Origin of the sequence: Streptomyces hazeniae, assembly GCF_031845485.1 — a bacterium.
In the GTDB taxonomy this organism is placed as follows: domain Bacteria; phylum Actinomycetota; class Actinomycetes; order Streptomycetales; family Streptomycetaceae; genus Streptomyces; species Streptomyces hazeniae.
This window is the reverse complement of the sequence record NZ_JAVREQ010000003.1, coordinates 172336-185937: the sequence shown is the minus strand read 5'-3', so window position 1 is coordinate 185937 and position 13602 is coordinate 172336. Positions and strand designations below refer to the sequence as shown.

The following is a 13602-nucleotide window of genomic DNA, read 5'->3' as shown; positions in this document are numbered from 1 at the left end:
TATGCATGCTAGGCCCCTTCGGGGCGGTTCGTGGCGTACATGTCCACATTCGAATGCGCGTCGCGGTAGCCATCGCTCACACCTCTTTCGATTGCCAACCTCCACTCGTCCATGGTCATACCTGCTGGTGGTCCGACGTCTGCCTCCTTCATGGTCTTCCAGATGTTGTTGTGAGACGCCTCTTCTGCTTTCGCGTACTCACGGGCTGCGTCGTCAGAGCCCTCAATTGTCGTGTCCTGGGCTGAACCGGTCACTTCTCCGACAACGATCTTTGCGACCTCGGCCCCCGCAGCCGCACCGATGGCGGCACCTGCCGGGCCGCCGGCACCGCCGCCCACCGCCGCGCCTCCCACGGAGATCAGAGCCTCGGCCCATTTGCCCCCTCGCTCGAGTGCATCGTTGTACTGCTGATCACTGCCCAGTTCCGATCGGATGATCTCGTCGCTCTTCGCGTTGGCAGCAATGCCGTCGATGAGGCCGGTGGCTCGCGAGATTTCGTACATCTCGTCGGCAGGGTCAACCTGGAGGGCTCCTGGGTTCTCCGCGTGGTGAGCCATGACGGAAGCAGTGTATTGATTCTCTCCCAGAGTGATCGCTGCATATCCTTGCGGGTCACAACTGACCGCATAGAGGAAGCGCGATGCCTCATCCTGAGACAACTCCGCAGGGGCACCGTAGGAAGGCATGATCTTGGTCGCCAATTCTTCGTCATTGAAGAATGCGCGATTGAGATCCGGCATGTACTCGCCGGCCATTTGCCCCAAGCTGTCCGACATCCCGTCAGTCGCCAACTCGCGATTCTCCGAGACGGCTCCGATGACGTCCTTGAAAATCGTCGCTTGCTGTTCCGTGTGGGGCGGCGACGGGTTCGGCGGGTTCACGTCGTAGGCGTGCCCTGTGGTGGCGGCTTCCAAGGCGTGACCGAGGTGGGCCTTGTCCCCGTCGCCGCCGTGCCACTCGCGATCCTTGAGGAGATAGTCGAGATTGTCGACCTTGCCGTCGTCGGTGTCCGTGCTGCCGGAGAGGAAGTCCGTGGCCGCTTCGGGGTTGTGACCGAGGGCGTCGGAGAAGCCGACCATGGGGTCGGAGGTGATGAGGTCGAGAGCGGAGCCGCCGCCGCCCCAATGTGATTCGCGGTCGGAGCCCCAGAATTGGTAGCGGTCCTGCTCTTCCTTGATGAGTTCGGTGCCGAAGTCGTTGAGGAAGCCCGAGTCCCATTCGCCGTTGGCCATCAGGCTGCTGGTGAGCTGGTAGCCGTTGTAGTCGTGGGTGCCTGCACGGCCTCCGGAGGAGTGGTAGTCGTTGTCTCCTGCAGCCATCAGGTCCTTCTCGAACCTGTCCATGGCCCGGCTGTCGACCGTGGTGGCGGTGCCGAGCGTGGTGCCGAGATTCTTCTGGATCTTCTTGAGTAGTTCCTTCTGGTCGTGGCCCGAACCCGGGGGTGGGTTCATCATCGTCATGTAGGACTGCAGCGTCCCGTCCGCCCCTCGTGTCCTGGCGAACTTCTCCGCGAAAACGGGGTCATTCCCGTGTTTGCTGAGCAGTTTGTTCAGCTCACTGAGCTCGGTGGGGGAAGCGCGCCCCTTCATGAGTTCGGCCGCCCGCTCGGCGTCCTTCTCGGCCTGGGCGACCTGTTCGAGGGTGGTGTGACCTGCCTTGGTGAAGGTGTCGTCCTCTTCGCCGTTGCGGTCCGCCTTCAGTGCGGTTTCCGCGGTCTCGTCCGCCGCGGTGGCCTTCCGGAGGATGTCGTCGATCTTCTCCGCGTAGCGGTTCACGAGCCGCTGGCGGCCCGCACGCCAGTCGTCCATGCCCGGGTCGTGGCGGGCGGCCTTGTCCTGGTGCGTCGGGTGGTGGTCCGAGATCGCACCGTTGCCACCGACCTGCAGGTGCTTCTCCTGCATCTCCCCTTCGAGGGTGCGGAGCTGCTTCTGGAACTCGTGGAGGTCGTGATGGATGTCGTCCAGCAGCTTCGCCATGCGACCGGCTTCCCCGGCTGCGGCGTCCATCTGCTTCTTCACCTGGACGATCTCGCTCTGAGCGGCGGCGGCGGCCTCGCCCTCCCAACTACGCTCCAGGCGGCGTCTCACTCGCTGGTCGTAGTCGTCTCCCAGGCCCTCATAGGCGGATTTGACGGATCGCCAGTCCTTCGCCGCCTGCTCCAGGCCCGACAGATCGGCCTGGTCCAGCTGTTCGTAGTTCATGACGGCCCCCCTCAGTCGAAGTCCTGGCGGATCTTTTCCTGGTTCGCCGACTCCTGCTTCTCTCGCTCGGTGTACTTCACCTCGGAGTCGTGGAGCTTGCGGCTGATCCCGTCCAGCCGGTCGTGCAGATGCTTCACCTGGCGGTTCCAGCGATCCGCGAACGTGACGAGCCCTTGCGGCGTCTTCCAGCCACCCGCCTTGTTGATCTTCGGCCCTGCCGCACGGGTCGTGTCGTCGGCCTCGTTGTCCTTCCGGCGCAACTGGCTACGGATGCCCACCAACGCATCCGCCGCGGCGGTCAGTTCCTTGGTCTCGACCTTGGTCCGACCCATCTCCCCCATCCCCGTCACGTAATCGTCTGCGTGCTCAGCGTGAACGTCGACCGGTCATGCTACAGAGCCCCGGGCGCGCCCGAATCGGGGGGTTCGCGCCATGGTCCCTGCGGACTGCCTGCTCACGGGCGTCGTTCCGCAGATGCCGACGATCCCCGCCGCGTCGTCGTCGCGGACCGTGCCGAGTGAAGCAAGGCCCGCCGTCGAAGCACTCGGCCGGCTCCGGCGCGAGGTAGGTCATGCACGGCAGGTGAACATGTGCGCCCGGAACGGCGGCTGTCGGAGGCGACGAAGGACCTGCGCCGGAGCGGAACATGAGTACCGCTACTCAGGCTCGGGGCGATGGCCGCCGTCGATGATGAAGGCCGACATCGTAGAGACCGGGAGCACGCTCATGCTCAACCGCATCGCTGCCACGCTGGTGCCCGCCGCAGGCCGGCTGTCGGTCACCACCGACCCCGATGCCGCATTCGCGCCGGGCAGCATCCTCGCTGCCAACCACACCTCCCTCGCCGATCCCGCCATCGTGGTCGCCGCCCTGCACCGCCTGGGTATCGAGCCGGTCGTCATGGCAGCCGCGGGACTGTGGCGCATTCCCCTGCTGGGGTGCGCTCTCACCCGCGGAGGACACATCCCGGTCCGTCGCGGACACCGGCGCGCCGCGGACGCGCTCGACGCCGCAGCCGACGCCCTGAGCAAGGGGCGGCTGGTCCTCATCTACGCCGAAGGGGGCTTGCCCCTTCGGCGGGACGCTGCGGAAGCGGCACCGGGCACCTTCCGCAGCGGTCTGGTGCGGCTCGCCGAACGCACCGGTGCTCCCGTCGTCCCCGTGGGTCAGGCCGGTGCCCGCCGGGTCACCTCGGGCGGTGCCGTCAAGCAGCTCGCAGGGCTGGTCACGGCGCCGTTGCGCCGGCCGGACCTGCATGTGCACGTGGGCGCGCCACTGGCCCTGTCCGGCGACCACCCCGCGAGCACGGCCCGGGCCCACACGGCTGTGACCACCGCGTGGCGCGTGGCCGCTTCCCGCCTCGGCGAACCCGCGGCGCTCGCCGCATGAGGTCCCGTCCCGGAAGCCGTCGCGACCCGGCTACCGACGTGCCAGCCGGATACGGACGGGCCCCCGCACCTCGGTCTCCGTGACGGGCCGCCCAGCCTGGGTCACCACGACCGTGCCGGCCGCTTCCAGACGCCAGGCCGCCCGGCGGGCCGCTTCCATCAGGGCTCGCCAGCCCTCGCCGTCGCCCTCGTGGACCTCGCGCGCGGCGTCGGACGGGCAGATCGAAGCAGTCTCGGCACGGCGCTGCAGCAGGCTCACGATGGCCCGCTCCAGCCGCTGGTCGAGCTGCTCATCCCTCTCCGCCACGCTGTCCAGTCTGGCACCGGATCCCGGCACGTCGTGCGTGCCATGGCACGCCCGGCTCGGGCGGGGCGCCTCCCTCACGGGTACGCCCCGCCCGAGCGGAACGTCGGCCCGTCGGCGAGGCAGTCGTGATCAGGTCTCGGTCTCTCGGGTGAGGAGCGGCTTCCTGCCCGACGGGTGGGACGTTCACGTCCTGCCGTGCTGCCTGCGTGCGGTGCGCAGGGTGTGCGCGGTGTCCAGGAGGTGGGCGGCGGAACGGCGCCCTGCGGCGGCGGCAGGTGGTTCGGTGCCGCGAAGACGATGCAGAAGTTCGGTTCGCCACCCGGGTTCCGGGCCGAGGGCGAGCTGCAGCGGCAGAGCGTCCTTCTCCTTCTGGGGCATGCCGGCGATCAGCGGGGCGAGTTCCCTCTTCGTGGGCCTGGCCGGCTTCCCGGGGGTGGTGGGGCTGTCCTGGGCCGCGGCTGTCAGCAGGTCGTCGTCGACACGCAGCAGGTCCGCGAGCGCGCGCTGCGGGCCCGTCAGTTCGTCGAGTCCGGACGGAACGGGCGGCTCGGGACAGGTCTGGTACTCCTCCTCTTCGTCGTCTTCGAGTTCCCAGGCGGCGAGCGCGGAGAGCCAGGCGAGGTAGAGGGGGCGCAGGTCGCCGTCGACGAGTTCGTCGCGTAGTCCGATGAGGGCGGCCAGGGAGTCCTCGGCGCCCTCTACCCATTCGCCGCTTTCGTCGTCGCTGGTGAGGTCGAGCAGGAGGTGGGTGCGGGTGGTCCATGCGTCGATACGGTGGTCGAGGCAGTACGGCTTCACCGTGGCCAGGGCCAGCGCCCGCTTGGGCAGGCGGAGCATCAGTCGATGGGTGCCCCAGTTGGTGACGTACAGGTGTGCGTCGAAGTAGCGCTCGGTCATGCGACGCGGATCCCCGCGCAGGTCACCCCACTCGTAGGTGTTGGTGAAACTGGTGGCGGTGATCTGGGCCCGGGTGGAGATCGCCCGCAGCTCTTCCTGTTCCTCCCGGCGGAGTGGGCGGTCGAGGGCCTGGAACGCGTAGTACTGGTACTCGCTCACCTCGCGGACGTTACCGCTGCCGCACGCGTCCAGTGACGCGGAGGCGTGCGCCGCCCGACCGCCAAAGACGGCTCTGCCTGGCTCGCGACGCGGTGTGCTCCGCCTGCCGGGCTGTTCGTCCGAAGCAGCGTCAAGCGCGACGTTGTTGAGGGCTACCTTGCCCGGCCCTGTGTGCGCTTGACCGCGCGAGCGGAGAGGAAGGCGGCGAAGCCGGGGGCGTCCAGCGGTTCCGGGCCGTCTCCGGCGGCCTTGGCGGCAGCAGCGCGGCAGTCGGGACAGAGATCGTTGTCGCTACCAGGCGCCGGGGTGAACAGGCGCGGCTGTGTGTGGCGCGTGCGGCACTCGCGCATGCCGGAGAGACGCGCTCGGGGGCGCGGGCCGGACGGCGGTGGGGGAGGAACGTCGGGGAGGGCGTTCGCCAGGCGCCAGCGGAGGAGGGCGACGGTCGAACGCGCACCTGCAAGGCCCTGGCTGAGAGCGTGCCGCAGTTGATCGCGTGGCAATCCGGTGTCCAGCCAGGCGACGGCCAGGGGAGCGAGGTGACGGGCGGTGTGCCGGGGGAGGCTGAGCCGTGGGTCGTCGCGTCCGAGTGAGTGCAGGAACGCCTCTGCGTCCAGCAGGCGGGTGGACGACTCCTCGGAGCGCTGGGCGCCGCTGTTGGTCGCTGCCGGCTCCGCCTGGTCATGCGGCGGCTCTGTCGTCACCTCCGCTGCACGCTCGGGTGCGGACGAGGCGGGTTGGTGGGTCTTCTTCCCGGTGTTCTCCTGTGGTTGACGGCCGACGGCCTGGCCGGTCGGTTCACCGGCGGCCGGTGTCCCGTCACTCGGCCGCGCTTCCGCGAGGCGCGCCCCACCGGGCGCGGGCTGGAGCCCGTCGCGCGCTGCGAGCGCTTCCTTCGTGCTCAGCGGTGCGTTGGAGACGAGCTGGACGGTGACGAAGCGACCGCCGCCGGTCTGCGTCCGCCACTCGTGCAGGTAACCCTCGTCGCGGAGTTGGCGTTTGGCGTTCTGGAAAGCGCACTTGCCGATCCCGGCGCGCCGGGCGGTGTCGCTGAGGCACTGCCGGTCTCCGGGCGGGAGTGACAGCTGCCAGTTCAGGAGGGTCTTCGCGTCCGACGACAGGCGGGGATGGCGAAGGATGGCGTTCGGGATCTGCGCGAACGCCCGCGCAGGCGCGATAGCATGCCGGAGCATTTCGGGGACTCCTTCGAAGTCCTCGGGGTGTAGGCCCCCGGGCTGGTGCGCTAACACCTCCGGGGGCTGCCTCATGTTCGGAATGGGGCAACCCGTTCAGACGGCAGCGTACACCGCACGGTGACGGTGTGACGACTACTCGTCGCGCAGTGTGATGATCGGCGCGGACAGTGTGGGTGGAGAGCCTCAGCAGGCAGAGTGCTCATGTCCCGGGAGCGAGCACCATCCGGGCGACTGCGGTCATCGCCAGGAGCGCAGGAATCACGAACCACCATTTCCGCAGACCGGCGAGAGCGACGAACGCGGCTGTGACGGCGACCGCAAGGACTTCCGTCAAGAGCCCCAAGCCGGCCATCAACCGGACCGTGTCCGGGACGCTCGAGTCCCACGGCCCCTCCGAGGTCGTCTTGAGGGCGTTGAGGACGAAGAAGCCTCCCACGACATGAAGGGTGACCAAGACGAGGCCGCACACTCCCTGTGTAGCCGTCCGCGCCCCCGTGCTGGGGCGCAGACGGGTCTCTGAATCAGTCACGCAGAGCCTGCCTCGCGCTGTCGATGTTGTTCGCGAACCCTCGGCCGTATGCCTGAGCAGCGTCACTCTCCCCGTAAGGGCCTCCGTTGTACCGTGCCGCGCGCTCCTGCGGCAGGGCCGGTGTCATCTCGTCCGCCGGGACGTCGGCGAACCCGCTCCCAGCCTTGAGCTGGGCCAGATATTCCGAAGCGATGTAGATGCTGGCCCCCGGACTCTGCGGGGCCCCTCGACCGGGCCGGGTCTCAACAGCCTCAGAACGCGCCGTCTGTGCATCCCGCGCGCCTTCGGTGCGCACTGCGCAGTCCTCTAGTCCCCGAGCCACGCTGTGGCGGCGGTGACTCGTCGCCGTGACGGACGACCTGGAGGGGAGACCGGGTGCCGGAGAACTGGATTCGTGCCCTCGTAGCGGACTTCGGCGCCGAGTGTGAGGCGCGTCTGCGGGTCAGTGACACGGAGGCGTCCATCAGCCCACCGGTGTCGACTCTGGTGGAAACCGTTGGGGCACGCTGGAAACTGACGCCCCGACTGCACCCCGAGTATCCGCTTCCCGAAGCCCGGGTGCGTCCGGACTACGCGGTGGAGACGACCGGACGCATCACCGGCTTCCTGGAGCTGAAGGCGCCCGGCCACGACATCACACCGGACGGCTTCACCAAGCGGGACCGTGAGCAGTGGGAGCTGATGCGGCGGCTGCCCAACGTGCTGTACAGCAACGGCCACACCTGGTGTCTCTACCGCGGAGGCCCGCGACCCTTGAGGACGGTCCGCCTCGACGGCGACCTGTACCGGTCCGGCAACCGCATGCGCACCCGGGACGCCGACGGCGCCGCGTTCCAGGACCTGCTGGCGGACTTCCTCGGGTGGCAGCCCGCTCGCATCACCACCGTGCGCCAGCTGGTGACGTCCATCGCTCCGCTGTGCCAGTACCTGCGCGAAGAGGTGCTGGAGCAGCTCGCCATCGAACGCCGACTCCCGGACGGTCCCCGCGTCCCGCGGCGCGCTCCCAAGCCGTTCACCGCGCTCGCCCACCACTGGAGCACGGTGCTCTTCCCCTCCACCGACGGACAGGACCCCGACCACCTGTTCGCCGACCGCTACGTGCAGACCATCGCCTTCTCCCTGCTGCTGGCCCGTATCGAGGGTGTGTCGCTCACCGGACGGCATTTCGGCGACGTCGCGAGTGAGCTGAAGGCGGGGAACACGGTGATGGGCCGTGCGCTCCAACTGCTCACCGAGACGGTGGACACCGAGTTCGCTCGCCGCATCGACACCCTCGTATGGGTCGTCGATGCCGTGGAGTGGAAGGCGATCAAGGCCCGCGAGCCCGACGCCCACGTCCACCTCTACGAGAACTTCCTGCAGGAGTATGACCGCAAGCTGCGCAAGCGCTCCGGCACGTACTACACGCCGCCGCGCCTCGTGAAGGAAATGGTCCGCTTCACCGATGCCGTGCTGCGCACCCGGCTCGGCTGCACGGAAGGCTTCGCCGATGACCAGGTGACGATCGTCGACCCCGCCATGGGGACGGGGACCTTCCTCAGCGAAATCATCGACCAGGTCGCCGAGCAGCGCGCCCTCCGCGGGGAAGGCTTCCGCGGCGAGGCCGTGGAACAGCTGGCAGGCCGGCTGGTCGGTCTCGAACGCCAGATGGCCGCCTATGCGGTCGCGCAGATGCGGATCACCCAGACGCTCCGGGAGCAGGACACAGACACCCAGCTCGGCGATCTCCGACTCCATCTCGCCGACACCCTCGCAGACCCCTACGAGAGATCCACGCTCTTCACCTTCTTGCCCGCCGGCGACCCTCTGGTCGAGAACAGCCGCCAGGCGGACTGGATCAAACGTGAGGAGAAGGTCACCGTCATGATCGGCAACCCGCCTGACCGAGAACGGGCCGAAGGCGAGGGCGGGTGGGTGGAGAAGGGGCACGAGGCGGAGAACATCCCGCCGCTGCTCGACGCCTTCCGCTTGGGCGGCCGGAACGGCACCCAGGAGAACAAGCTCAAGAACCTGTACGTCTACTTCTGGCGCTGGGCCACCTACAAGGTCTTCGACCAGCACCGTCCGGAATCGCACCGCGGGATCGTCGCGTTCATCAGCACCGCGGGCTTCCTCAGCGGCCCAGGCTTCCGAGGGATGAGGGAGTACCTGCGCCGCACGTGCACCGAGGGCTGGATCATCGAACTGAGCCCGGAACGCATTCAACCGCCTACGCGGACCCGTCTCTTCGAAGGTGTGCAGCAACAACTCGCCATCGCCGTGTTCGTCCGCAGCGGAGTTGACGACAAGCCGGCAGACATTCGGTACGCAGCCCTGGACGGCGCCACCCGTGAGGAGAAGTACACGCAGCTCGAAGCCCTGGACCCGGACAGCGAACAGTGGCGCCCGGTTCGTACCGACGGCCGCGCCCCGTTCACCCCTGCCGCAGAGGGCGACTGGGACACGTATCCCGCCCTGGGCGATCTGTTGCCGTGGGCGGTGCCCGGCATCCTGCCGAAGCGAACGTGGGCCTACTCCCCGGACGCCGACACCCTGCGGGCCCGATGGCGGCGGCTGGCGTCCGAGCAGGACATCGCCGAGAAACGCGCCCTGTTCAGGGAGACTCACAGCCGCTCCGTCGACCGGCCGGTCAAACCGCTGCCCGGCTCCACGCAGCGGAGGAAGTCGATACTGGAGGCGGACCCGGAGTGCCCGGATCCGGTGCCCGTCGCCTACCGCCCCTTCGACCGTGAGTGGATCATCCCGGACAACAGGGTTCTGGACAGGTGCTCACCCGACCTGTGGGAGAGCCGGCTCCGAGAGCAGGTGTATCTGGTCGAGCAGCACTCGAAACGATTTGGCGATGGCCCCGCCGTCCTGTTCACCGCGTCGATGCCGGACTTGGACCACTTTGATGGGCGCGGCGGCCGAGTGCTGCCGCTCCTGCAGAAGGACGGCAGCCCCAGCGTGGTGCCTGGGCTCCTGCCGCACCTGCGCAACTCTTACGGCGATCTGCCCGTAACCGCCGAGGACCTGGCCGCCTACATCGCCGCGATCACTGCCCATCCCGGCTTCCGCGCTCGCTTCGACGACGAGCTCACCACCCATGGCATCCGCGTGCCGCTGACGGGTGACTCCGTGCTGTGGCGGGAGGCGATCGCCGTCGGACGCAAGGTCATCTGGGCCTCGACCTTCGGTGAGCGGTTCGTGGACCCGGCAGAGGGGAGACCCAGCGGCGCCGACCGGGTGTGGGCGACCGCGCATCCGCAGGTCACCTACCAGAGGAAGGTCGGCGGGGAGGAGCTGCCCGAGCGCTTCGTCCATGACCCGGACTCTCTGGAACTGCGCCTTGGCCAGGGCGCCTTCGGACCGGTGACGACTGAGGTGCGGGAGTACCAGGTCGGCGGACAGAACGTTCTCGACGGCTGGCTGAAACGCAGAACCGGGCCTCCGTCCCGCAGAGCGGTCAGCGAACTGGACCGCATACGCCCCGACCGATGGCAGCCAGAGTGGAGCAGAGAACTGCAGCGAGTGCTGGCCGTGCTGTCACACCTCGTCGCGTTGGAGCCGTCCCAGGACGAGCTGCTCGCCCGTGTTTTCGTCTCCCCGCTGATCAGTGTCGCCGAGCTGGAGCGCCGAAGCATCTTGCCCGTTCCGAAGACCTCACGCCGTTCCGTGCCGGCGCCGGTGCAGCCGGACGACCTCCCCGGCACCGAGGGCATCGAGCCCCGCGAGCCGCACGCCGTTCGGCCGCTCACCGCACAACAGGACGGCCCGGCCTCCGCCCCCGCTGCGCGGGCTCGACGAAGCCACAAGCCCACGACCCACCGGCCACACCAGCTGAAGCCGAAGGACCCGTAGGGCCGGTGGCGTCACACCCTTCGTCGGCTGCGCGCGTTGGCCTCGGCGACCAGCGCGCTCAGCAGCTCGGAGCGGCTCAGCGCACGGACCGCACGCGGTGCGGCGTCCCACTCGCGGCCGCCGCCGAGCGGGCGCAGTTGGAGGTACGGGCCCTCGTGCCCCATCACCTCGCCGACCTTGTCACGATCGGTGTCGTGAACGGTTTGCCCGATCGCCGGGGTGGCCACCTCATCGGTCACGAGGTGAGGCCTCGCACGATGACGTCGGCCAGCAACACCGCCACGGATGCCGAGCACACTCCGAGGTGCACGAGCGCGTACCGCGCGTCCCCCTCCCGCTCCTCGTCCTCGTCCGCATCCGCCGCCCAGGGCGTGCGGACGTCCATCGCGGGGAGCTGGACGCCGGCCCGCGTGATGGCCGAGGCGAGTGCGTCGCGGGCGTCGAGAGCTTCCTGGATCTTCGGGTTGTGCGCCATGACCATCCTCGTCGGAGAGCGAATTCGTCGTTTGCCTGACCCGGTCGAACAGCGTGGATTACGCTGAGTAGCGCGGGTGTGACGAGAATGCCCCCGAAGGTGACCGGCCCGGCTGTGGACGGAGCGGTGCTTCCGCAACGGCCCCAGGACGTGCCACACCTTCCACGCCCGTGAACGCAGAACGCCTCGGAGGGGAGCAGCGGAATGCCGCAGCGTCGCGTCGTCACCGGCCGCAGCCAGGAACCGCGACAGCGATTCGCGGAGGAACTGCGCACCCTGCGGAGAACGAGCGGAATGAGCCTGCGGCAGCTGGGCGAACGCCTCGGCTGGGACTGGTCGCTCTTCGGCAAGATGGAGAAGGGCGAGACCCTGGGCAGCCCGGAGGTCGTCCAGGCGCTGGACACCCACTACAAGACGCCGGGCCTACTGCTTGCCCTGTGGGAGCTGGCGGCGGGGGACCACACGCAGTTCCGAGAGCGGTATCGGCGGTACATGGCGTTGGAGGCGGAGGCCGTCAGCCTCTGGCACTTCGCAGTGAGCGTCCTGCCGGGTCTGTTGCAGACTCCCGGATACGCGCGGGAGGTGCTGACGGCCGGCGGCCTGCGCGGCAATGAGCTAGATCAGCAAGTCGAAGCACGGATGGGCCGACGGGAGTTGCTGCAGGGGGAGGACGCGCCGCCGTTCCGGACCATCTTGTCGGAAGCGGTCCTACGGACGCCACTGCGGGACGCGGGGGAGTGGCGCGCACAATTGGAGCACTTGGCGGAGATGGCGGAGCGCCCCGACGTGGCGGTGCAGGTGCTCCTTCACAGCGCTGGAGTGCATGGGCTGATGAGCGCGGACATGTGGTATCTGCTTCTCCCAGAGGGCAGGACTGTCGCGTACACCGAGAACGGATATCAGGGCGAACTCATCGAGGAAGCCGGCCCTGTCGTGCGCTTGCAAAAGACGTACGATGCGGTGCGCGACTTGGCCCTCCACCCAGCCGAGTCGCGGAAGTTCATTGGGCAGATGTTGGAGGAAGTGACGTGCGATCCATTGACCTGACCGCCGCCACCTGGCGTAGGAGCTCCTACAGCAACCAAGACGGCGGAGCGTGCGTCGAGGTTTCCGACGACTTCGCCAACGTCGTCCCTGTGCGCGACAGCAAGCTCCCGAGCGGCCCAGCGCTCGTCTTCGGCGTCACTGGCTGGAATTCGTTCGTGTCGGCGGTCAAGGGCGGCGGTCGCCTTACCAGGTGAGTATGGTCGCAGCCACTCCCTCGCATTCGCGCATGTCAGACCGAGGAAGCCCCTGACAGCACGCCAATCGCAGCGCTAGGGTGAACGTTCGGTGAAGGTATGGCGTGCCCGGACAAGGTCGGCACGAGAGGGTGACGCGTGAGTCATGAGTGAGGCGCCCACGCACATCGGCCGGTACACGGTCGAACACGAGCTGGGCGCGGGGGGTATGGGGCGGGTCTACCTGGCCTACTCGCCTGGTGGCGATCCGGTTGCCGTGAAGGTGATCAGGAACGACAGGCTCGACCAGGCGACCCGAGCGCGTTTCGAGCGGGAGGCGTTGATCGCTCGGACGGTCGTCGGGACCAACCGCGTGGCCCGCTTCCTCGACGCCGATCCGTATGCCGATCAGCCGTGGATGGCCGTCGAGTACGTACCCGGCCGGACCGTCCAGGAACAGGTGGGAGACACCGGCGTCCTCCCGGTGCCGTTGGTGGCTTCTCTCGGCGCGCTGCTTGCCGAGGGGCTGGAGGCGGTGCACGCCGTCGATCTGCTGCATCGCGACCTCAAGCCGCAGAACGTCATGCTCGGGGAGTACGGCCCGATCCTGATCGACTTCGGGCTCGGTGCCTTCATGGACGCGGGCAAGGACACTCTCACTCAGGACGGGATGATCGTCGGCACGGTGCGCTGCATGCCGCCGGAGCAGGCGCGCGGCCGTCCCAAAGTGCAGGCTCCGGCCGACGTGTACGGCCTCGGCACGGTCCTGCTCTACGCGGCGACCGGCCACTACCCGTACGAGGGCTACGGCTGGCCGGCGATAGTCGCCAAGGTGACCGATGAGGACGAACCGCCGGACCTCTCCGGACTGCCGCAGGAACTCGTCCCCCTCGTGGCCGCCCTGCTGGCCCATGCCCCCGAGGACAGACCCACCCTCGCGGAAGTCACCACGCAGTGTGTGGCCTTGATGGAGGACGCCGGTCTGACACCGGCCAAGGCTCGGCATGCCCTGGTCGATGTCTGTACTCGGCCCGAGGGGAAGGCTGGTGCGCACCATCGGCCCGGGCCCTCCCCCGTGGTGTGGGAACGGATCATCGCCGAGTACGGCGACGCGCTCGACGTGCACACCCTGGTCGTCGACGAGGAAGGGCAGGACAGCCCACTGGACCGTCCTGAAATGCTGGGGCCTGCCGAGGACGAGGAGCAGCCGTCGCCGTCGGCCCCGCCGCACGCGGAGGTTTCCGACACAGGCCCCGCTGGGCCGGACGAGCCGCTCCGCAGACCGGGCCGGAAGCCGGCTTCGCAGAAGGTGGCCGAAGAGTTGCGGGCCAGGTACGCGATGCAACCGGCCCTGTAGTCGGTGAGCGGGAGGCGACGCGGGGGCGTCGTC

13 protein-coding genes are annotated in these 13602 nt (G+C 68.5%); 5 read left to right on the top strand and 8 right to left on the bottom strand.

The window, feature by feature from the left end:
- Positions 1-8 precede the first annotated feature (8 nt).
- Positions 9-2201, bottom strand: a complete 2193-nt coding sequence (locus RM572_RS05970; protein ID WP_311672227.1) for a DUF6571 family protein — start codon at positions 2199-2201, stop codon at positions 9-11.
- Positions 2202-2212: 11 nt separating this feature from the next.
- Positions 2213-2533, bottom strand: a complete 321-nt coding sequence (locus RM572_RS05965) for a hypothetical protein (RefSeq protein WP_311672226.1) — start codon at positions 2531-2533, stop codon at positions 2213-2215.
- 394 nt (positions 2534-2927) lie between these two features.
- On the opposite strand from RM572_RS05965, the gene RM572_RS05960 reads away from it, so the two are divergent.
- Positions 2928-3590 (top strand): lysophospholipid acyltransferase family protein, encoded by a 663-nt coding sequence (locus RM572_RS05960; protein WP_311672225.1) that lies wholly within the window; start codon positions 2928-2930, stop codon positions 3588-3590.
- A 30-nt stretch (positions 3591-3620) separates the two neighbouring features.
- Here RM572_RS05960 and RM572_RS05955 read toward each other — a convergent pair whose 3' ends face one another.
- The 4 genes from RM572_RS05955 to RM572_RS05940 form a co-directional block, all read right to left on the bottom strand.
- Complete coding sequence (locus tag RM572_RS05955) at positions 3621-3896, bottom strand: DUF3253 domain-containing protein (protein WP_311672224.1); 276 nt, start codon at positions 3894-3896, stop codon at positions 3621-3623.
- A 183-nt stretch (positions 3897-4079) separates the two neighbouring features.
- Entirely contained in the window at positions 4080-4952 is an 873-nt protein-coding gene (locus RM572_RS05950; protein WP_311672223.1) for a hypothetical protein, read from the bottom strand.
- A 152-nt stretch (positions 4953-5104) separates the two neighbouring features.
- A complete protein-coding gene (locus RM572_RS05945) occupies positions 5105-6145 on the bottom strand; it encodes a hypothetical protein (protein ID WP_311672222.1) in 1041 nt (346 codons plus the stop codon).
- Positions 6146-6347: 202 nt separating this feature from the next.
- The gene (locus tag RM572_RS05940) at positions 6348-6584 is read right to left on the bottom strand and encodes a hypothetical protein (RefSeq protein ID WP_311672221.1); all 237 of its coding nucleotides are present in this window, start codon (positions 6582-6584) and stop codon (positions 6348-6350) included.
- 579 nt (positions 6585-7163) lie between these two features.
- Here RM572_RS05940 and RM572_RS05935 point away from each other — a divergent pair.
- Entirely contained in the window at positions 7164-10517 is a 3354-nt protein-coding gene (locus RM572_RS05935; protein WP_311672220.1) for a type ISP restriction/modification enzyme, read from the top strand.
- 11 nt (positions 10518-10528) lie between these two features.
- Here the strand turns inward: RM572_RS05935 and RM572_RS05930 are convergent, their stop codons facing one another.
- Complete coding sequence (locus RM572_RS05930; RefSeq protein ID WP_311672311.1) at positions 10529-10756, bottom strand: hypothetical protein; 228 nt, start codon at positions 10754-10756, stop codon at positions 10529-10531.
- Positions 10753-10992 carry a hypothetical protein gene (locus tag RM572_RS05925; RefSeq protein ID WP_394813531.1) on the bottom strand — a complete coding sequence of 80 codons (240 nt, stop codon included), beginning with the start codon at positions 10990-10992 and terminating at the stop codon, positions 10753-10755. Before RM572_RS05925 ends, RM572_RS05930 begins: the two co-directional genes overlap by 4 nt.
- Positions 10993-11196: 204 nt before the next feature.
- Between RM572_RS05925 and RM572_RS05920 the strand changes: the two genes are divergently transcribed.
- The 3 genes from RM572_RS05920 to RM572_RS05910 all read left to right on the top strand — a co-directional run bounded on the left by RM572_RS05920 (position 11197) and on the right by RM572_RS05910 (position 13569).
- Positions 11197-12039, top strand: a complete 843-nt coding sequence (locus tag RM572_RS05920; RefSeq protein WP_311672218.1) for a helix-turn-helix domain-containing protein — start codon at positions 11197-11199, stop codon at positions 12037-12039.
- On the top strand, positions 12021-12233 hold the full coding sequence (locus tag RM572_RS05915) for a DUF397 domain-containing protein (protein WP_311672217.1): 213 nt from the start codon (positions 12021-12023) through the stop codon (positions 12231-12233). Before RM572_RS05920 ends, RM572_RS05915 begins: the two co-directional genes overlap by 19 nt.
- A gap of 145 nt (positions 12234-12378) precedes the next feature.
- Positions 12379-13569 carry a serine/threonine-protein kinase gene (locus RM572_RS05910; protein ID WP_311672216.1) on the top strand — a complete coding sequence of 397 codons (1191 nt, stop codon included), beginning with the start codon at positions 12379-12381 and terminating at the stop codon, positions 13567-13569.
- Positions 13570-13602 lie beyond the last annotated feature (33 nt).